The following is a 19,228-nucleotide window of genomic DNA, read 5'->3' as shown; positions in this document are numbered from 1 at the left end:
TCAGGGCTCCGGCGCCTCGAACACCAGCAGCACATTCCCCGGCATGTGGCCGGCGAAATTGTAGCCCGAACTGACGAACAACAGGCCCCCGTCCGGGATCGCCGCCGCCGCGCCATCCATCGAGCCGCCATGGGCCATCACGCCCGAGACGGTCTTGACCGGCTGGGTCGTATCCAGCTTCCACAAGATCTTGCCGGTGGCGGCATCGTGCACCCTGAAATAGCCATCGAGCGCGCCGGCGAATACCAGTTCGGGCGTGGCGGTGATGGCTGCGGCGTTGCCCACGGCGCAGAACTCCCGGCCGTTGCATTCGTCCTTCAGCGGCATCTGCCAGACATTGGCGCCGGTCCTGAGGTCGAGCGCGAACAGACCGGGATTGGGCTCTTCGTCATAGGTGATCGTGTCGGGCGCATCCGAGATCGGCACGAACACCCGGCCACTGTCGGCGGCGATGCCGAAGTGGACGCCGCCGTGCAGCCCGCCGCGGCCGAGCTTGGTCTTCCAGATCAGCTTGCCGGTGTCCGGATCAACCGCATGGACGACGCCCGATTTCTGGGGGCCAAGCACCAGTTCATTGCCGTCGGCGTCGCGGGCAAGCACCATGGCGGCGCCGAAGTCGAAATCCGGACCGTTCTCTTCCGGGCAATTGTGCTTCGGTTCGGCGACGCAGGCCGAGTTCCACGCATCGCCCGACGTGGCCTGGTAGACCCACTTCTTCTTGCCGGTCTTCAGGTCCATGGCGATGATGGAATCGCTGGTGTCCGTCGCCGGCGATGAATAATTCTCGCCGGTGCCCACATAGAGCTGGCCACGCCGGACGTCGATGGCCGGGCTGTTCCAGATCGGTGCGCCCGATGGGCCGATGCGGTCGGTGCCGACGGCATTCTTGCCGCGCACCACGGGTGTCTCGTCGATTGAATGGGTCTGCCAGACCTGCTTGCCGGTCGCGGCATCGAGCGCCGTCACCGAGCCCCGGAACGTGCAGCAGGCATAGGCCGGGTCGGTCGCAGGCACCACTTCGAGCGACGATACCGGCACGTAGAGCCGGCCGCCGTGAAGCGTCGGCGTGCCGGTGATGGTTGCGCTGGGATGATCGTCCGGATGGGCGCGCCAGATCTGTTGGCCGGTCACGGCGCTGACCGCGTAGACGTTGCCGATCAGGTCGCCAAAATAGAGCCTGGGCTGGGCGGCGCTGTCGCCGGCCTTCCACTGGCTGACGACGATCCCGGTTCGCACTTCGGCAGAGGCGTGGAACATCCAGCGCACGCAGCCTGTCTCGCGGTCGAGGGCGAACACGGTACCGTTCTGGCTGCCGACGAATACAGCGCCGCCGGCCAGGCCGGGCTGGGAGCGGGCGCGCAGGGCGTCGGGGAAAGCGAAGGCCCATTTCAGTTTCAGCGACGCCACGTTGGCGCGGCCGATGCCGGCGCGCTCGCTGGGCACCAGCCGCTTGTTGCCGTAGCCCAGCCCCCAGTTGGGGACGGACGGCGGCCTGGCAAAGTCGAACCGTGCGGCATCGCCGGTGCAGGTGGGCGCCGACGATGCGGTGACCTTCGCGCCCAGCTTGCGGTTGGTGAGAAATTCGGCGACCTGGCGTTTTTCCATGTCCGACAGATGAGCCGCCTGCGGCTTCATGACACCCACGGTCAACGCCCGGTAGATGGATTCAGGCGCCATGAATTGCAACATCTTGGGATGCGGCGCCCGTGAAACGCCGGTTTCGTGGCAGCCGGCGCAGCCGGCGGCATAGACCTTGCCGCCCGGCGACTCCTTTTTCTGCTCGGTAAGGCCGAGCGACCCGTGACCGGACGTGCCGGCAGCCATCGGGGCCGAGGACAGGTACGCAGCGGCCAGCACGGCCGCCGCCAATCCGATTATGGTGCGCATCAACCTTCCTCCCCCGAAAAGGTCGTCGCCCGACCTGTTTTCTGCCGGCGGCATACTACCGGTCCGTTTGGTCGCGAGCACCGACCGGCCCCAGCGCAACCCGGCCACCCCCGTGAGTCCGCCGTTTCCAGTCAGCGCGGTTCATGGAGCAGGATAGTGCCCGATCCGCGCCCATGAGACTAATGCTGACCAAGATGTTTGTTGAAAGTCACGGCCCCCAGAATGCATAGATCGGATCGTCGGGATATTTGCCGCCCCGCGTTGTCAGCGTCTCGTACATGCCCTGCCCGGTCTGGTCGGTGGATGGATGGCTGGTCATCCAGTCCATCACGAAGACGCGGCGGGTGAATTTCCACACGCCGCCGATCCGTTCGAACCGGTCGACGTAGCGGCCGCCGGTGAGATCGTCGGTGAAGCCGTCCTTCCCGGGCACGCGGGTGAAGGCGATGACGTAGCTTTCCGCCACGGCGATGTCGCCTTCGACGTCGATCCATTCGTTCGCCACCGAGTGGGACATGCCCTGCAGGTCAGCGGTGGCGCCGATGATCATGCCGCAGAATTCGTCGGCCGGGCCGGCAAAGACGCCCGCGTCGATGGTCGCCCCGGGATGCCACACCGAGCGCAGCAGCGCCTCGTCACCCCGGTCGGTGGCGCGGGCCTGGGCCATGATCAACTCATGGATGTCCTGCTTGGCCAGTACCACGGCGGCCTTTTCGGCCAGGTCGTCGGAAACCTGCACGGTGGAATCTCCCTTGTTCATGTCCTGCTTCCACGCGGTGAGCAGCCGAATGCCCGGATCGTCACTGCCCCGGGTGCCGCGAATGAAGGGCGGACCGTCATAGGACGGCGACGCCGTGCCGGTGGGCGCACGGTTGGTGTTCCAGTCGAGCACGTAGAGCCGATGGGTCAGCTTCCAGACGCCGCCGCGCTTTTCGTGCCGGTCGAGATAGCGGCCGCCGACCATGGTCTGTAACGGCGGATTCTCGTTGGTCCGTTCCAGATAGGCGATGACGTAGCTCTCGGACAGGGCCCGGTCGCCATCCAGCCTGATGGAACGGTTGCAGTGGCGGTGCAGGGTAATCGGCCGGGCCGCGATCAATCCGGCGATGACATCGGCGAATTCCTCGGCCGGCCCGTTGAACATGCCGTAGGAGACGGTCGCGCCGGGATGGTAGACGGACTTGATGAGGTTCGCGTCGCAGCGGTCGATGCCGCGGCTGTGGTTCGCCAGATTGGCGGCGATGGCTTGCCTGTCGGCAATGTCGGCGATGGCGGATGCGAGGTCGATGGCCATGCCGCTGGATTCCCCGGAGAAAGAAGCGTGCCCGGCCACGTCGCCGGGCACGCCCCTTTGTACTAGATTTTCAGCTTCACCGTCACGCCATAGGTGCGGGGATCGGCATAGTTCACCAGCCCGAGCGTGCCCGGCGCATCGAACACGCTGGAGATGTAGCGGTTGTCGAACAGGTTGCGGGCATAGAGGCCAACGCTCCATGTGCCTTCAGGCGGCCCGAAATCCAGATTCATGTCGACGGTGTGCGTCGGTTGAATCTCGGCCCGGGCCGTGTTCTGCAGGTTCACGTTGTACTTCTTCGCGACGTACTTGTACTGGACGTTGGTCCTGATCTCGAAATTGTCGCTGATCAGGAACGCATATTCGGCGCCCACATTGATCGTCCATTTCGGCGAGTTCTGCAGCGCCGCGCCCGACAGGTCGACCAACTCGCCCGTCGCGCCATCGAAGAAGAGGAACTCGCTGTAGGTCGCCTTGAGCCAGCCCAGGGACCCATTGAGCGTCAGACCGTTCACCGGCACCGCGATGATTTCCGCTTCGATGCCCTTGGTATGAGCCGACGCTGCGTTCTGGATTGAGTTGCCGTTGATCGTGTTGCCGAAATCGTCCTCGAAAAAGTAGATCGAGGCGAGCTGGATGTCCGAGTACCAGTTGTAGAAACCGGTAACGTTCACGCGCAGGCGATTGTCGAACCAGTCGCTCTTCAGGCCAAGTTCAAGGGTATCGACATATTCGGGGTTATAGGGGCCGATATCCTGCGGAATACCGATGCGGCCAACGAAACCGCCCGACTTGAAACCGTGGGCATAGTATCCGTAGATCATTGCGTCATCGCTGGCGTCGAACTCGAAGCCCACCTTGCCGCCGATGTTGTCCCATGAGTCCTTGCCATCAACCTCCACGATGCCAAGGGTGAGCTCGGTCGGGCTGGGCATGCGATTGAACGGCCGGCCCAGCAACTGGGCCTTGCCCGTCGTATCAATGAACGTCGGCTGGTAAATGGACATGTCCGTGGTCTCGTGCGTGAAGCGCACGCCGCCATTCAGCCGGAACCGGTCGGTGACATCCACATATGTCTGCAGGAACGCGGACATGGTGGTGGTCTCGGAGTTGAACTCGGTGAGCTGACGCAAACCCGGCGCCGCAAACTGGATCCGGAAGTCCTGGTAGTGGTCATAGGCGTAGTTGGCGAAGAACGCCCCGATCAACACTTCAACGCCATCCCAGGGCTGGAATGTGTCGCGAAGTTCCTGGCTGAACTGATAGCCCGCCGTACGGCGATCGGTGTCGTCCTGGAACTTGGGCGTCCAGTCCTGATCGGTGAACTCGCGCAGGCGGAAGTGCTTGTAGGCGGTGACGGAAACGAGATCGCCGATGGGGCTGTCCCACGCCATTTTGTAGGTAAAGGAGTAGGTGTCCATGTTGGACATATCGGGAATATTCGTGTCGCGCGCCGAGTAGTACTTCTTCGGCGCCTTGCAGCGCTGCCCGGCGATCAGGCAGGGCGATTCGTACATCGGCAGCAATGAGACCGCATCGGGCGACTCCGGGTTGGGATAGACCGTCCCGGCTGGCTGGTACTGCACGTCGCCGGGAATACCCAGTAGCGGATCGCCAGGTGTATCGCCGGCGATGGATGCGCCCGAGCCGTCCCGGTGCATGTGGTATTCGCTGATCAGGCTGGCCCGGAAATTCTCGCCCTTGTCCCACGTCAGGTTGAGGCGGAACGCGGTACGATCGCGATCATTCTGCGGCTTGCCGTCGACGATGTTGGTGACGTAACCGTCCCGTTGATGGTGCGAGAGGGTCACACGGCCTGAAAGCACATCCTCGATGATGGGGAAGTCCAGACCGGCCTTGAATTCGATCGTGTCGTAATTGCCGTAAGTGGCTTGGGCATTCACGCCGAAATCGCCGGACGGCCCGCGGGTCACCACCTGCACCACGCCGCCGGTGCTGTTCGCGCCGAACAGCGTGCCCTGGGGACCGCGCAGAATTTCGACGCGCTCGAGATCGTAGGTGTCGAGCAGCGCGGTCATGTTGAAGAACTGCGGCACTTCGTCCTGTACGACGACCACGGTCGTGCCCGCATACGGATCGGGCTCGATCACGCCCATACCGCGGATGTTGAACACCGCGCCGTGGGTGACGTTGGCGAACTGGCCGATCTGCACGTTGGGGATGTAACCCTGCAGGGCCTCAAGCGTCGTCGCGTGCAGGTTTTCCATCTTGGCGCCGGTCACAGCGGTCACCGAGATCGGGACGTCCTGGATACTTTCTTCCTTCTTTTGCGACGTCACCGTGACGGTCTCGACGCCCGTAACGATGCCTGGCCTGGAGGCCCCTGCCGCCGCCGCATCCTGCGCGTATGCCGCGCCGGCGCCCAGTCCCAGCAGGCTCATACACAGAGCCGTACTCAACCCCAGTTTCCCGGTTGTCATCATAAACTCCCCGCTGTGTGGGCCGCTTTCGGGCCCGATTTTCACTCAGTTCCAAACTTATGAAGGCACTCAACAAGTGTGTAAATATTTTCCTGACCATATGATCAAAAACATACTGAAGTGTCGCTATAATGTCACATTTGCCCAGAAACTCATCAAATTCGGGCTAAACCGGGCGAAAATCCTCGATCCTCCTCAAGAATTCGCCCAGAGGATGATATTGCCGTTCAACAAGCGTTGATGACTTTGAGGATACGGAATTCTATGGTGGTGCGCCCCCGATGACGCTGGACCCGCTGGTGAACGGACCCGATATCACGCCGACCACGCGCGATCGCATTCTCAACGCGGCGGAGCGGTTGTTCGCCCGGCGCGGCTTCGACGGCGTGACCATCCGCCAGATCACCCGCGAGGCCGGCGTCGACGTGGCACTGGCAAGCTATTATTTCGGCCCCAAGACCGACCTGTTCCGCGCGGTGCTGCAGCGGCGGGCCGACGAACTGCACGGCGCCATTCTCGCCTCGATCGAGAGCGCGGTGGCGCAGTCCGGCGACCGACCACCCGGCGTGGAGACCCTGATCCGCGCCTTCACGCAGCCATCCATCGACCGGCTGGTGCGCGGCGGCCAGGGATGGCGCGACTACATCCACATGATGGCCGGGCTCTACAGTTCGCAGCAAAGCGAGTTCCTGGTCGAAATGAACGACATGTACGCGCCGGCCTTGCGCCGCGTCATGGACCTGATCCGGCTGTCGATCCCCACGGCCAGCGAGCGCAGCATTATCCTGTCGTTCTACATGCTGCTGACGGCGGTGATCAGCATCTACTCGGAAACGGCGGGACTGGAGCGACTGTCCAACGGCACCATCCATCCGACCGACTTCGACGCCATACTGGACCACCTCGCGCCGTTCTTCGCCGCTGGTTTCCATCGCATGGCATCCGTCTGAAGGTCCTCCCCAGGACCGTACCGTCGCGGGTATTTTTCCCCACCTCGTCGGAATGGTACGTGACATCCGTCATGCACCTTGTATCATCGGTTGATGACATCTGTCATGCACAATCATGAAACCATGAGGCATGACGTGAAACGGGGAGAGGGAACCATGACGGATAAACGAGCTGCGACTATCAACAGACGGCAAGTGCTGGCAGGCGCGGGCGTTGCCGTGGGCGCGGCGGCAACGCTGGCGGCGGCGGGCGCTTCAGCCTCGACTCCGCAGACAAAATGGGACCACGAAGCCGATATCGTGGTTGTGGGCGGCGGTGCGGCCGCCTGCTCGGCCGCGACAACGTCGGCGAGCCTTGGCGACAAGGTCATCCTGCTGGAGAAGGAAGCGATTCTGGGCGGCACCACCAGCAAGTCGGGCGGCGTTGCCTGGGTGCCGAATAATCCGCAGATGCGCAAGGCCGGCATCGCCGACACGCGTGCCGACTGCCTGAAATACATGGCCCGATTCTCGTTCCCTCAGGTCTATGACCCTGCCAGTCCGACCCTTGGCCTCGATCCGCTGACCTATCGACGGCTTGAGGCGTTCTATGACAATGGTTCGGCAACCATCGAGTTGATGGACAGACTGGGTGCCGCGAAATACGCCACCTTCACGGTGGGCGGCAGCCCCTCGCCCGACTATGCCGACCATCTGCCCGAGAACAAGGCGTCCAAGGGCCGCTCGCTGACGCCGGTCAACGACAAGGGCGAGGCGGTCAGCGGCAACATTGGCGACGGCGTGGTGCTGATCGGCGCCATGGAAGCGTGGCTGAACAGAAACAAGGTGCCGCTGCTGACCGAACACCGGGTGACTGCTGTGGTGAAGGAAGGCGGCCGCGTGGTCGGCGTCGAGGCCGAAAGCGGCGGCAAGACCATCAGGATCAAGGCACGCAAGGGCGTGATCTTCGGCACCGGCGGCTATGCCCACAATGCCGACCTGGTCCAGCTTCACCAGAAAGCGCTCTACGGGGCATGCGCGGTTCCCGGCTCGACCGGCGACTTCATCGCCATCGGTGGCGCGGCTGGCGCGAGCATGGGCACGCTGGGCACGGCATGGCGGACCCAGATCGTGTTCGAGGAAGCGCTCCACAATCGGGTGCTGCCGCAAGGCGTGTTCTTCATTCCGGCCGACGCCATGTTTGTGGTCAACAAATATGGCCGACGGGTCGTCAACGAGAAGCGCAACTACAACGATCGCACCGAAATCCATTTCGTCTACGACCCGGTCGCCGAAGATTACCCGAACCAGCTGCTGTTCATGGTATTCGACGGCAGAGTCGTCGACGCGTTCGGCGGCGCCTATCCGATTCCTGCACCCGGCAATGTCGGTCCTCACGTCATCGAAGCCACCGACCTGCCGTCGCTGGCCGACGCCATCGGCAAGCGACTCGATGGACTGCAGGGCATGACCGGCGGCGCCAGCCTGGCAGCCGATTTCCCGGCGACCCTGAAGGCCACCTTCGATTCATTCAACGGCTATGCCCGAAGCGGCAAGGATCCGGATTTCAAGCGCGGCGACCAAACCTATGACCGTGAGTGGCAGGCGTTCTTCTCGCAAATGCGCGAGGGCAGCACCGAAAAGCCCAACGCCATGCCCAACTCGACCATGCACCCGCTACGCGAGACCGGACCATATTATTGCATCATCCTGGCCGCGGGCGCCCTCGACACCAGTGGCGGACCGCAGATCAACGAGCAGGCGCAGGTTCTAGGCGCCGATGGCACGCCGATCCCGGGCCTGTACGGTGCCGGAAACTGCATCGCCAGCCCATCGCGCGAGGCCTATTACGGCGCGGGCGGCACCATCGGACTGTGCCTGACCTTTGGCTATATCGCCGCCCAGACCGCGCACAAGGAAACGCCAATAGCCTGAGGAATCCTGGCGTGGACCGGTCTCGTGCCGGTCCCCGACGCCTTCTTCATAACTGTATGACCCTACATGATCGCGGGGAGGCGACGATGAACCAACAATCCAGGCCCGGCTCCTACGCCGAGCGCTTCATAAGCGACGTGTTTCCGTCCTGCTACAAGCGTGGCGCCCTGCCGGGCGAGCGCTACACGTCGGCGGCATTCTTCGACCAGGAGTGGGAGAACGTCTGGACAAAGGTCTGGCTGGTGATTGCGCGGACCACGGAAATCCTCGAAGCCGGCGATTTTGTCGTCGAGGAAATCGGACCGGAATCCATCCTGGTGGTGCGCCAGGAGGATGGCGGCATCCGCGCCTTCTACAATGTCTGCCAACACCGCGGGAACCGCCTTGTGCAGCCGGCGGAAGGCTCCATGCCATCCTTTACCTGCGACTATCACAGCTGGACCTGGGGCATCGACGGCAGCCTGGTGTCGGTGCAGGACGAGGGCGATTTCTCGGAAGGCAGTCCGTGCGGCACGGTGCGGCTCGAGGAGATGAAGTGCGAGACCTTCGCCGGCTTCATCTTCATCAACATGGATCCCGAAAGCGTGAGCCTGAAGGACTATCTCGGCCCGATCTGGGACCGGTGGCAGGTCTATCCGGTCGAGAAGATGACACGGGTCCAGGCACTGACCGTCAGCCTGCCCAGCAACTGGAAGGCGCTGCATGACAATTTCAGCGAGGTCTATCACTTCGCCACAGTCCACGCGCCCTATCTGGACTACCTGGAAGACGACTTTCGGGACATCGCCTGCGATATCTTCGACCAGGGCCACACGGTCATGCACATGAAGGGCGCCCTGCCCTCGGCCCGCTATCTGGACAGCGACCTGCCACCGATCAGCGAGCAGCTCGGCGCCGAGCTGAAGCGCTGGGATCTGGACCCTGCCGATTTCGTGGACAGGCCCACCGGGACCCGGCTTGCACTGCAGCAGCAGAAGCGCAGGCTGGGCCCGGCTCGCGGCCACACGCATTACGAGAAGATGAGCGATGGCCAGCTCACCGACAGCCACCACTACACCATCTTCCCCAACTTCTCGGCGGGGATGCTGGCCGACGGCATCCTGTTCCACCGGCTGCGGCCGCATGCAACGGACCCGAACCGGTCCTATTACGACGTGTTCTATTACGCGGTGGGCGACGACGCGTTCAGCAGCATGTCGACGGCCGCAGGCGGCGGTATCGCTGAGGCCGAGCGCGAATATGTGGAATATGGCGAGAAGAGCCTGGGCGCCCTGCTCGACGGTGACGTGGGCACCATGGCCACCCAGCAGAAGGGTTTGCGCTCGCGCGGCTACCGCGGCGGCGTGCTCGCCGACCAGGAATACCGGCTGGCGTTCTACCACCACATGATCGACCGCTACATGGCGGGGTACAGGCCCGAAAAGGCCTAGAATTGCGCTTCCGGCAGCCGGATCACGAGACCGTCCAGTTCGGGCGTCATCTCGATCTGGCAGGTGAGCCGGCTGCTGGGCAGCACGCCGATGGCGCAGGACAGCATGTCCTGCTCCTCCTCGGAAGGCGGCGCAATCCGGGCAGCCCAGGCGTTATCCACATAGCCGTGGCAGGTGGCGCAGGACAGGCAGCCGCCGCACTCGCCGATGATGCCGGGAACGAGCGCGTCGGTCGCCGCCTTCATCATGGAGCGGCCGGCTTCGGCGTTAAGAATGTGTTCGGCGCCCGAGGCGTCGATGACGATCAGTTTCACCATGCTTACAAATTTGCCAGACGAGCCGCAATTCCACCACCGTTCCGGCGATGTCGCAGAGCAACTTTCGGCGGCACGGCAGCCTTGCGGACAAATTCTCGGCCACGGCCATCGCGATCGCCCGTTTCAGCATTTCCCCGGGTGGACTCCGGCACTCCCTCGGGCGCGACTGCAAACGATTGCAGGTCGGACGTCAGGAACTCATCAGACGGGCCGCCGCGACACCCGCCACTGAACAGACCATGGTCAGCACCGCGCCCCACAGCATGTCGGCCAGTGTGATCGCCAGGGTCCAGTGCTTCAACGTCGCCAGGTTGGTCAGGTCATAGGTGCCGTAGGCCAGCAGGCCGAGCAGGAAGCCGCACAGCGCAGCGGTCTTGAGCGACTGGGCGGCGATCCCCGGCGCCATGGCAAAAAACAGCATCCCGCCCAGATAAAGCAGATAAAAGGCCACGGCAGCAGGCACGTTGAACGGCTCGCGCAGCAGGCCGCCGATCTGCCCGTGATAGAAGCCGCGCGCCACAATACCGAGCCAGAGCAGATCGAGCACGATGAACACGATGCCGGCAGCGGCATAGGCCCAGACATAGATCATCAAACATTCTCCTGTCGCCCACGTCGCCCGATCATACGCACAGATCGCGCCGGTGGATCGCCGCATCTGCCGGGGCGGCGCCGGGACAAACGTAAACGGCCCGCCGAAGCGGGCCGTCCGTAACCGGATCGATATCCGGATTACATGGTCATGATCGGGTTGTCGCCGGGCTTGAACAGCTCGTGAGCACGCTTCCACTGGGCGAAGGTGCCCAGGATGTGCTTGGGGTCGCCGTGCAGTTCGGTGAAGCCGCCGTTCAGCGAACGGGTGTCGAAGTAGCATGCATCCACTTCGTCGGCATACAGCCGGCAGGCGTCGACAAAGCCCAGGTCCTGCATGCGCTTGTATTCGGCCTCGAAGTCATGAACCAGCAGGCCCACATGGTGGTAGCCCTCTTCGCCCGCCTTGTACATGTCGCGGTAGATGGACGGCTTGTCGTCGTGCTGCTGGATGAACTGGATCATCATGTCGCCCAGATAGCCGAACGCGTAGGACACATCGGCCTCGATGTCCTGGCCGCGGTAGTGGAACTTGTCGGTGACGTGATGCGGCACCATCACGAACGGACCGGCGTAATACAGCTTCGCCCACTTGTTGATCGACGTTTCCAGATCGTTCACATAATACGCATACTGGAACAGCGGATATTCTGACATTAACGCTGTCATTTGGCTCTCTCCCCTTGATGACGGTGTTCAGGGCCGAACTGTTGCATCAAAAGCAGGCGCGGGAAAGACCCTATCGCAAGAAACAGTCATGTGCGCATGTCGCCGCGTCCGGAACCGTCCCATCCATCATGACTGGCGCGCGGGAACAGCCAGCTTCATAATCTAACAATTCCAGAGGACGGTTTTTGTCGCGGCGGTCTGACATGAAGTTTCCACCGGATGCGGGCGTCCGACGCGCCGGGGCGCTACCCATACGATTTCGGATCAATTTGGTTCAGGAATTCAACGACCGACCGCATACTACCCGCCATTTCACCAACAGCCAGACCCATAGTTCATGAACGTCGCCTCGCTCCGCTCGTCCCACAGAAACAAGGCCGTCCTGGCCGTCCTGGCAGTCGCGCTCGTTGCCGCGGGGTGGTGGATATTCGGCGGCGGCGAAACCGCGGCGCCTGCTCCGCCCTCCGTGCCCGTGGGCGTCATCCGCGCCGAACAGCGCGACGTGCCGCACATGGCGAGCGGCATCGGCACGGTGGAATCCCTCCATAACGTCACCCTGCGCCCGCAGGTCGAGGGCGTTTTGGCCGAGGTGCTGTTCCAGGAAGGCCAGATGGTTCGCAAGGGCGACCTGCTGGCGCGCATCGACGACCGGTCGATCGCCGCGGCGCTGGCGCAGGCACAGGCCGAGAAGGCCCGCAACGAGGCCCAGCTGCGCGCCGCCGAGCAGGATCTGACCCGGTACGAGAATCTGGTCAAGGAAGAGGCCATCTCGCGCCAGACCGTCGAACAGCAGCAGGGAACCGTCGGCGAGCTGCGTGCCGCGGTCAACGCCAGCGCCGCCGCCGTCGCCGCTGCCCAGGTGCAGCTTTCCTATACCCGCATCACCGCGCCGGTCACCGGGCGCGTCGGCCTGCGCCGGGTGGATCCCGGCAATCTGGTCCGCGCCTCCGATTCCGACGGGCTGGTGACAGTGGCCCAGATCGCGCCGATCTCGGTGGTTTTCTCGCTGCCCCAGACGCTGCTGACCAGCGTGCAGCCATTGCTGAAACAGCCGGACCGGGCGCTGGTGACGGCCTATGACCGCGACAATGGCACGCCGCTTGCCGAGGGACGGCTGAGCATGATCGACAACCAGATCGACACCGCGACCGGCACGATCAAGCTGCGCGCCGAATTCGACAATGCGGACGGCTCGCTGTGGCCGGGCCAGTTCGTCACCGTGCGGCTGCAGATCGGCCAGAGCCCCAAGGCCACGGTGGTTTCGCCGCGGGCCGTCAAGCAGGGCCTTGATGGTCCATTCGTGTTCCGGATCAACAATGGCAAGGCCGAGGTGGTGCCGGTGACCCTTGGCTACACCACGGACAGCGAGGTCGTCATCACCAGCGGAATCGCGCCCGGCGAGACCATCGTCTCCGACGGCCAGTCGCGGCTGAAGGATGGCGCGCCGGTGAAGATCGTAGAGGGCGAAGGCGCCGCCGCCGTTGCGGAGGAGACGCCGTGACCGTAAAGCCGGGCATATCGGTCTGGTTCATCCGCCACCCCATCGCCACCTTCCTGCTGTCGCTGGCGCTGGTGGCGCTGGGCGCTATCGCTTTCCCGCAACTGCCCATCGCGCCGCTGCCACAGGCTGAATTTCCCACGCTGAGCATCAATGCGCGCCTGCCCGGCGCCAGCCCCGAAACCATGGCCTCGTCGGTCGCGACCCCGCTGGAGGCCGAACTGAGCGCGGTGCCGGGCATCACCGAGATGACCTCGAGCAGCGCGCTGGGCATCACCAGCATCACGCTGCAATTCGCCCTCGACAAGGACATCGATACCGCAGCCCAGGAAGTGCAGGCCGCGATCAATTCGGTATCGGGCCGCCTGCCGTCGGACATGCCGAGCCTGCCCACCTGGCGGAAGGTCAATCCCGCCGATTCCCCGATCATCATTCTCAGCATCCAGTCCAAGCTGATGCCGCTGAACGAGTTGAGCGACCTGGCCGAAACCCTGATCGGCCGGCAGATCAGCCAGATCGAGGGTGTCGGCGACATGTTCTTCTCCGGCCAGAAGAAGCCGGCGATCCGCATCCAGGCGTCACCCGAACGGCTGGCGGCCTATGGCATCACCCTGGCGGATCTGCGCGACGTGATCCAGAAGGCCAGCGTCAACCAGGCCAAGGGCGCCATCTACGGCCAGGACCGGGTTTCGACCATCGAAACCAACGACCAGATATTCACGCCGGGCGAATACGATCGGCTTCCCGTCGCCTACCGCGACGGCCGGCCGGTGCTGATGAAAGATGTCGCCAAGGTTATTTTCGGCGCCGAGAACGACTACGTGCAGGCGTGGCAATATGGCGAGCCGGGCGTGAACTTCATCATTCGCCGCCAGCCCGACGCCAACATCGTCGAGACCGTGGACCGGATCACCGCGGCGTTGCCCCAGCTTCGGGCCAGCCTGCCCGCCAGCGTCGAGGTCAAGGTGCTCAATGACCGGACGCGGACCATCCGGGCGACGCTCCACGAGGTCGAGATCACCCTGATGGTCACCGTGTTCATGGTGATCCTGGTGATGGGCCTGTTCCTCAGGCAGCTTTCGGCGACGCTGATCGTGGGCGCCGTGCTTGGCGTGGCATTGATCTCCACCTGCGCGGCCATGTACATGCTGGGCTTCAGCCTGAACAACCTGACCCTGGTCGCGCTGGTGATCGCCGTCGGCTTCATCGTCGATGACGCCATCGTGGTGATCGAGAACATCCACCGGCACCAGGAAGCCGGCGAAGGCATGGTCGAGGCGGCGATCAAAGGATCGTCGCAGATCGGATTCACGGTGGTGTCGATCAGCTTTTCGCTGATCGCCGCGTTCATCCCGTTGCTGTTCATGGGCGGCATCGTCGGCCGGCTGTTCCGCGAGTTTGCGCTCACCGTCACCGCGGCGATCCTGATTTCCGTGGTCATGTCGCTGACCCTCGCTCCCATGCTGGCCTCGCGCTTCATGAAGCCGCAATCGCACAAGGAGGAAGGCTCAACCTTCACCGATCGCCTGCTGGGCAGCTATTCGCGGGGCATCGACTGGGTGCTGGCACACCAGAAATTCATGCTGACCACGTTCGGCCTGACGCTGGCCCTCGCGGTCGCCAGCTATGTGATGGTCCCGAAGGGCTTCTTCCCGCTGCAGGATACGGCTTTCGTGTTCGGCACCACCCAGGCGGCCGACGACGTCTCGTATGACGACATGGTCAAGAAGCACAAGCAGCTCGCGGCCATCGTCGACAAGGATCCGGCGGTCATGCAGTTCGGCATGGCGGTGGGGCCGACGGCGGGCAGCAGGACGCTGACCAATGGCCGCTTCTTCATCGTGCTGAAGGACCGGGGCGACCGCGACGTGGATGCTGAAGGCTTCATCGCCCGCCTGCGGCCGCAGCTGGCCGAGGTGCCGGGCATCTCGCTGATCCTGCGGTCGGCCCAGGACATCAATGTGGGCGTCGGCTTCAGCAAGGCCCAGTATCTCTACGTGCTGCGCGGCAACGACAGCCAGGAGCTGGGTATCTGGGCCGAGCGACTGACCGAACGGCTGGCGCGCATTCCGGGCCTGACCGACGTGTCCAACGACCTGCAGATGGGCGCCGCCATCACCCGTGTCACCATCGACCGGACCGCCGCCGCGCGCTATGGCATCGCCGCCCAGGATGTGGATCAGCTGCTCTACAACGCCTACGGACAGCGGCAGATCAGCGAGTTCCAGACCGAGGTGAACCAGTACAAGGTGATCCTGGAGATCGGCACCGACCAGCGCGGCACCGCCGGGAGTCTGGATTATTTCTATCTGCGCTCGCCGCTGACCGGCCAGATGGTGCCGCTGTCGTCCATCGCCAAGGTGGAGCCGGCGAAGGCGGGACCGGTGCAGATCACCCATGACGGCATGTTCCCGTCGGTCAATGTCTCGTTCAACCTGGCCAAGGGCACGGCGCTGGGCGACGCGGTGAAGCTGGTCAACGAGGCCCAGGCCGAAATCGGCATGCCGGCCTCGATCAGCGGGGCGTTCTCGGGCACCGCCGAGGCGTTCCAGAGTTCGCTGGCGAGCCAGCCCTACCTGATCCTGGCCGCCCTGCTGGCCGTCTACATCATCCTGGGCGTGCTCTATGAGAGTTTCGTGCATCCGCTCACCATCCTGTCGACGCTGCCATCGGCGGGCATCGGGGCCATCCTGTTCCTGTGGCTGCTGGGCTTCGACTTCTCGATCATGGCCATGATCGGGCTGGTGCTGCTGATCGGCATCGTCAAGAAAAACGGCATCCTGATGGTGGATTTCGCCCTGGAGGCCCAGCGCGTGCACGGCCTGTCGCCCGTAGAAGCCATCCGGCAGGCCTGCCTGGTCCGGTTCCGGCCGATCATGATGACATCGATCGCCGCCGCGCTCGGCGCGGTGCCGCTGATGCTGGGCCTGGGCACCGGCTCGGAACTGCGCCAGCCGCTGGGCATCGCCGTGATCGGCGGTCTGGTCGTCAGCCAGATGCTGACCCTGTTCTCGACGCCGGTGATCTATCTGGCGCTGGACCGGCTGTTCCACGGCGCGGCACGGCGCACCGATCCCACCGCGACCGCACCGCAGAGCCTGGCGCCATGACGCCCCGGCATCTGCTGATAATCGGCGTCGCGGCGGCCGGTCTGGCGGCCTGCGCTGCCACGCCCAGGCCGTTGCCCACGGCCGAATTGCAGCAATCGTGGCAGGGCGCGCCGGATGGCACCCGGGTCGGGGAAGTTGCGCCCAGAGCCTGGTGGCTGGATTTCGACGATCCCGTGCTCGCCCGGCTGATCGACATGGCCCAGACCCGCAACCTGGACCTGCGCCTTGCCGAAAGCCGCGTCATGGAAGCCCGCGCCTTGCGCAAGGGCGCCCGCGCCGAGCTGTTCCCCGAATTGACAGGTTCGGCCGGCGCCGAACGCGCACGCCAGCACCTGACGGCCGCCAGTGCCGGACAGACGCGCACGTCGGACAGCTTCGGCCTGTCGCTGGGCGCCACGTGGGAAGCCGACCTGTTCGGCCGCATCCGCAGCGAGGCGCGCGCCGCGAATGCGGATTTGCGGGCAACCGAAGCCGACCGGGACGCGGTGCGCCTGACCCTGCTGGCCGAAGTGGCGCGCACCTACATGGAGTTCCGGCTGTATCAGGCGCAGGCGGTTCTCGCCGCCAAGAACGCCGAGGCCCAGGCCGGCACGGTGCGGATCACCCGCGCCCGCTTCGACCAGGGCATGGGCAGCCGCCTCGACCTGGAGCGGACCGTGGCGCAGCTGGCCCAGACCCGGGCAACCGTGCCGCAGGCTCGCGAACTGGCAGAATCGGCACGGCACCGGCTGGTGCTGCTGCTGGCCACGACGCCGCCGGACCTGGCAGCCATGGTGCCCGAGGAAAGCCCCATGCCCAATGCCGACGCGCTCGATGTGCTGGCGGCACCCACCCAGGTGATCGCCCTTCGCCCAGACGTGCGCGCCGCCGAGCGGCGGCTGCTGGCGGCGGCCGAGCGGGTCAAGGCGGCGGAGGCGCTGCGCTATCCGCAGATCACCCTGTCGGGCCTGTTGGGCGTGCAGAGCGACCGCATCGGCGAGCTGTTCGATCCCGGCACCAAGGTGTGGTCGGCGGGCGCGTCGCTGCTGCAGCCGCTGTTCGACTTCGGCCGCATCCGCGCCAATATCGACGCCGCCGACGCGCGGCAGGAACAGGCCTATCTGAGCTACGAACTGACCGTGCGCACTGCGCTGCAGGAGGCGCAGACCGCCATCATCCTTTACACCCAGGGCGTGATCCGGCAGCGCGAGCTGGGTAACGCCGTCAACGCGGCGCGCCAGGCCGCCGACCTGGCCCACCGCCAATATCAGGAAGGCACCCTGGGCCTTCTTGAGGTGCTGGACGCCGAGCGCACCCTGTACGAGGCCGAGACCGACTGGACCGCCGCCACCGCCGATGTGGCCATCCGGCTGGTGGGCGTCTATCAGACCATGGGCGTGGTGCCTCCGACGCGGAGCTGAAGGCCGGATTGCAGCGATGTGAAGTGGGCAAGTCACCCGCCGAATGCCGGCTATGGGAGAGCGGCGGCCAGGCTGCGATGCGCTCCAAACGGTTCAATTTTGCAAATTGCTGACATTGATAGTAAATACCATCATACATGTCAGTGATGGGGAGCGATCAACGTGGACCAACAGACAATGTCACGCCAGCCACCACAGCCGACCTACCAAGAGATACTCCATGCCGATGGCGACGCGCCTCCGCCCGCAATGTTCGCCACGAACGCGCCGTTTCTCGGTACCGCGGACATCGACAAGGCGCGCTATTTCTCGCGAGAGTGGCATGACCGGGAAATGGACCGGCTGTGGCCGCGCATCTGGCAGATGGCCTGTCGCGAGGAACAGATTCCCGAATCGGGCGACAGCATCGTCTACGAGGTCGGCCCCTATTCCATCTTGATCGTGCGCGGCGAGGACAGCCGGATTCGCGCATTCTTCAACTCATGTCTTCATCGCGGCACTCAGATAAGGCCCGGCGGGAGCGCTGAAGGCACCGTGGTGTCGACCGGCAGCCTGACCTGTCCGTTCCATGGCTGGTCGTGGAATCTGGACGGCAGCCTGGCGCATATTCCCACCCAATGGGACTTCGCGCATGTCGAGGAGGCCGAATTCGACCTCCGGCCGGTGCAGGCACAGACCTGGGGCGGCTTCGTCTTCATCAACATGGATCCGTCGGCCGGGCCACTGGAGACCTATCTGGGCGACCTCGTGCCGCATTTCGAGCGCTGGCCGCTGCAGGACCGTTACATCGCCGCACACGTACAGAAGACCATGCCCTGCAACTGGAAGATCGCGCAGGAATCGTTCATCGAGGTACTGCATGTGGAGACCACCCACCCGCAGACGATGCCCTATATCGGTGACGTCAACTCGCAGTACGACGTGTTCGGCGACCATGTAAACCGCATGATCACACCGCAGGCGGTCGCGAGCCCGTTGCTGCCGCCGCTGGGCGAGCAGCAGATCGCCGACAGCTTCGTCAAGGAGCTGGCAGGCTCGCCCGGGCCGGGCGCCGCCGAGGACTTCGTGCTGCCGCAGGTCGAGGTGGCGCCGGGCAGCAATGCACGCGCGGCCATGGCGGCGCTGATGCGCGGCAACCTGACGGCCACGACCGGTGTCGATCATTCCGGCCTGTCCACCAGCGAGGTCCTCGACACCACCATGTACCAGCTGTTCCCCAATTTCATGCCCTGCGGCGGCGGCGGCGTCCCGGTGGTGTTCCGGTTCCGGCCCAATGGCGACGATCCGGACACCTCGATCATGGACGTGATGCTGCTCTACGCGTTCCCGCAGGACGGCGAGCGGCCCGAGCCGGCGCAGATGACGAAGCTCGGCCTCGAGGACAGCTGGCTCAAGGCGCCGGAACTGGGCGGCATTTGCGCCATCTTCGAGCAGGACACGGCCAATATGCCGCTGGTCCACCGCGGGATGAAGGCAGGCGGACGCCGCCTGCTCGGCAAGCCTGGTGTGACCCTAGCCAACTACCAGGAAATCCGCCTCCGCCACTATCACATGATGCTGGACAAATATTTGGCGGACTGAGCAATCGGGCATGAACGGGTGATTTGGGATGTGGGTATCCACTCTCCTAGATCGACCGTTGCCGCTTGATCAGACATCGGGTTCGGTATGGCGGCAAAACGCCCTACAAAGCGCCTTTGGGTCGAATGCTGGTTTTGCCGAACAGC

Annotated in this window: 13 protein-coding genes; 7 read left to right on the top strand and 6 right to left on the bottom strand. The window is 64.2% G+C overall.

Going from position 1 to position 19,228, the window contains the following annotated elements:
• The 3 genes from WJU21_RS12865 to WJU21_RS12855 form a co-directional block, all read right to left on the bottom strand.
• Positions 1–1,887: a PQQ-binding-like beta-propeller repeat protein gene (locus WJU21_RS12865; protein ID WP_346323843.1), complete on the bottom strand. Its 1,887-nt coding sequence runs from the start codon at positions 1,885–1,887 to the stop codon at positions 1–3.
• A 208-nt stretch (positions 1,888–2,095) separates the two neighbouring features.
• Positions 2,096–3,181 carry a nuclear transport factor 2 family protein gene (locus tag WJU21_RS12860; protein WP_346323842.1) on the bottom strand — a complete coding sequence of 362 codons (1,086 nt, stop codon included), beginning with the start codon at positions 3,179–3,181 and terminating at the stop codon, positions 2,096–2,098.
• Between the two features lie 62 nt (positions 3,182–3,243).
• Positions 3,244–5,622: a TonB-dependent receptor gene (locus WJU21_RS12855; protein WP_346323841.1), complete on the bottom strand. Its 2,379-nt coding sequence runs from the start codon at positions 5,620–5,622 to the stop codon at positions 3,244–3,246.
• Between the two features lie 281 nt (positions 5,623–5,903).
• Between WJU21_RS12855 and WJU21_RS12850 the strand changes: the two genes are divergently transcribed.
• From WJU21_RS12850 to WJU21_RS12840, 3 genes are all read left to right on the top strand, one after another.
• Positions 5,904–6,572: a TetR/AcrR family transcriptional regulator gene (locus tag WJU21_RS12850; RefSeq protein ID WP_346323840.1), complete on the top strand. Its 669-nt coding sequence runs from the start codon at positions 5,904–5,906 to the stop codon at positions 6,570–6,572.
• 156 nt (positions 6,573–6,728) lie between these two features.
• A complete protein-coding gene (locus WJU21_RS12845; RefSeq protein WP_346323839.1) occupies positions 6,729–8,486 on the top strand; it encodes an FAD-dependent oxidoreductase in 1,758 nt (585 codons plus the stop codon).
• Between the two features lie 86 nt (positions 8,487–8,572).
• Entirely contained in the window at positions 8,573–9,916 is a 1,344-nt protein-coding gene (locus WJU21_RS12840) for an aromatic ring-hydroxylating dioxygenase subunit alpha (RefSeq protein WP_346323838.1), read from the top strand.
• On the opposite strand, the gene WJU21_RS12835 is transcribed toward WJU21_RS12840, so the two are convergent.
• The 3 genes from WJU21_RS12835 to WJU21_RS12825 all read right to left on the bottom strand — a co-directional run bounded on the left by WJU21_RS12835 (position 9,913) and on the right by WJU21_RS12825 (position 11,493).
• A complete protein-coding gene (locus WJU21_RS12835; RefSeq protein ID WP_346323837.1) occupies positions 9,913–10,233 on the bottom strand; it encodes a 2Fe-2S iron-sulfur cluster-binding protein in 321 nt (106 codons plus the stop codon). The two genes, WJU21_RS12840 and WJU21_RS12835, sit on opposite strands and share 4 nt — an antisense overlap.
• A gap of 190 nt (positions 10,234–10,423) precedes the next feature.
• Positions 10,424–10,825, bottom strand: a complete 402-nt coding sequence (locus WJU21_RS12830; RefSeq protein WP_346323836.1) for a DUF2177 family protein — start codon at positions 10,823–10,825, stop codon at positions 10,424–10,426.
• 140 nt (positions 10,826–10,965) lie between these two features.
• Positions 10,966–11,493, bottom strand: a complete 528-nt coding sequence (locus WJU21_RS12825) for a VOC family protein (protein ID WP_346323835.1) — start codon at positions 11,491–11,493, stop codon at positions 10,966–10,968.
• Positions 11,494–11,830: 337 nt separating this feature from the next.
• Between WJU21_RS12825 and WJU21_RS12820 the strand changes: the two genes are divergently transcribed.
• The 4 genes from WJU21_RS12820 to WJU21_RS12805 all read left to right on the top strand — a co-directional run bounded on the left by WJU21_RS12820 (position 11,831) and on the right by WJU21_RS12805 (position 19,082).
• Positions 11,831–12,994, top strand: coding sequence for an efflux RND transporter periplasmic adaptor subunit (locus tag WJU21_RS12820; RefSeq protein WP_346323834.1), 1,164 nt, complete (start codon positions 11,831–11,833; stop codon positions 12,992–12,994).
• On the top strand, positions 12,991–16,101 hold the full coding sequence (locus WJU21_RS12815) for a multidrug efflux RND transporter permease subunit (protein WP_346323833.1): 3,111 nt from the start codon (positions 12,991–12,993) through the stop codon (positions 16,099–16,101). The genes WJU21_RS12820 and WJU21_RS12815 overlap by 4 nt, the downstream gene beginning before the upstream one ends.
• Positions 16,098–17,501, top strand: a complete 1,404-nt coding sequence (locus WJU21_RS12810; RefSeq protein ID WP_346323832.1) for a TolC family protein — start codon at positions 16,098–16,100, stop codon at positions 17,499–17,501. The genes WJU21_RS12815 and WJU21_RS12810 overlap by 4 nt, the downstream gene beginning before the upstream one ends.
• Positions 17,502–17,663: 162 nt before the next feature.
• Positions 17,664–19,082: an aromatic ring-hydroxylating dioxygenase subunit alpha gene (locus WJU21_RS12805; RefSeq protein WP_346323831.1), complete on the top strand. Its 1,419-nt coding sequence runs from the start codon at positions 17,664–17,666 to the stop codon at positions 19,080–19,082.
• The last annotated feature ends 146 nt before the right edge of the window (positions 19,083–19,228 follow it).

It is taken from the genome of Emcibacter sp. SYSU 3D8, assembly GCF_039655875.1.
Taxonomy (GTDB): Bacteria; Pseudomonadota; Alphaproteobacteria; order SMXS01; family SMXS01; genus RI-34.
Note: the sequence above shows the minus strand (reverse complement) of the source record. Positions and strands in the feature narration are given on the sequence as shown.

Excerpts from the sequence above, each read along its gene's own strand:
- WJU21_RS12855 (WP_346323841.1), bottom strand. The coding sequence starts at position 5,622 with ATGACAACCGGGAAACTGGGGTTGAGTACGGCTCTGTGTATGAGCCTG.
- WJU21_RS12860 (WP_346323842.1), bottom strand. The coding sequence starts at position 3,181 with ATGGCCATCGACCTCGCATCCGCCATCGCCGACATTGCCGACAGGCAA.
- WJU21_RS12810 (WP_346323832.1), top strand. The coding sequence starts at position 16,098 with ATGACGCCCCGGCATCTGCTGATAATCGGCGTCGCGGCGGCCGGTCTG.
- WJU21_RS12825 (WP_346323835.1), bottom strand. The coding sequence starts at position 11,493 with ATGACAGCGTTAATGTCAGAATATCCGCTGTTCCAGTATGCGTATTAT.
- WJU21_RS12820 (WP_346323834.1), top strand. The coding sequence starts at position 11,831 with ATGAACGTCGCCTCGCTCCGCTCGTCCCACAGAAACAAGGCCGTCCTG.
- WJU21_RS12850 (WP_346323840.1), top strand. The coding sequence starts at position 5,904 with ATGACGCTGGACCCGCTGGTGAACGGACCCGATATCACGCCGACCACG.
- WJU21_RS12865 (WP_346323843.1), bottom strand. The coding sequence starts at position 1,887 with ATGCGCACCATAATCGGATTGGCGGCGGCCGTGCTGGCCGCTGCGTAC.
- WJU21_RS12840 (WP_346323838.1), top strand. The coding sequence starts at position 8,573 with ATGAACCAACAATCCAGGCCCGGCTCCTACGCCGAGCGCTTCATAAGC.
- WJU21_RS12830 (WP_346323836.1), bottom strand. The coding sequence starts at position 10,825 with ATGATCTATGTCTGGGCCTATGCCGCTGCCGGCATCGTGTTCATCGTG.
- WJU21_RS12845 (WP_346323839.1), top strand. The coding sequence starts at position 6,729 with ATGACGGATAAACGAGCTGCGACTATCAACAGACGGCAAGTGCTGGCA.
- WJU21_RS12835 (WP_346323837.1), bottom strand. The coding sequence starts at position 10,233 with ATGGTGAAACTGATCGTCATCGACGCCTCGGGCGCCGAACACATTCTT.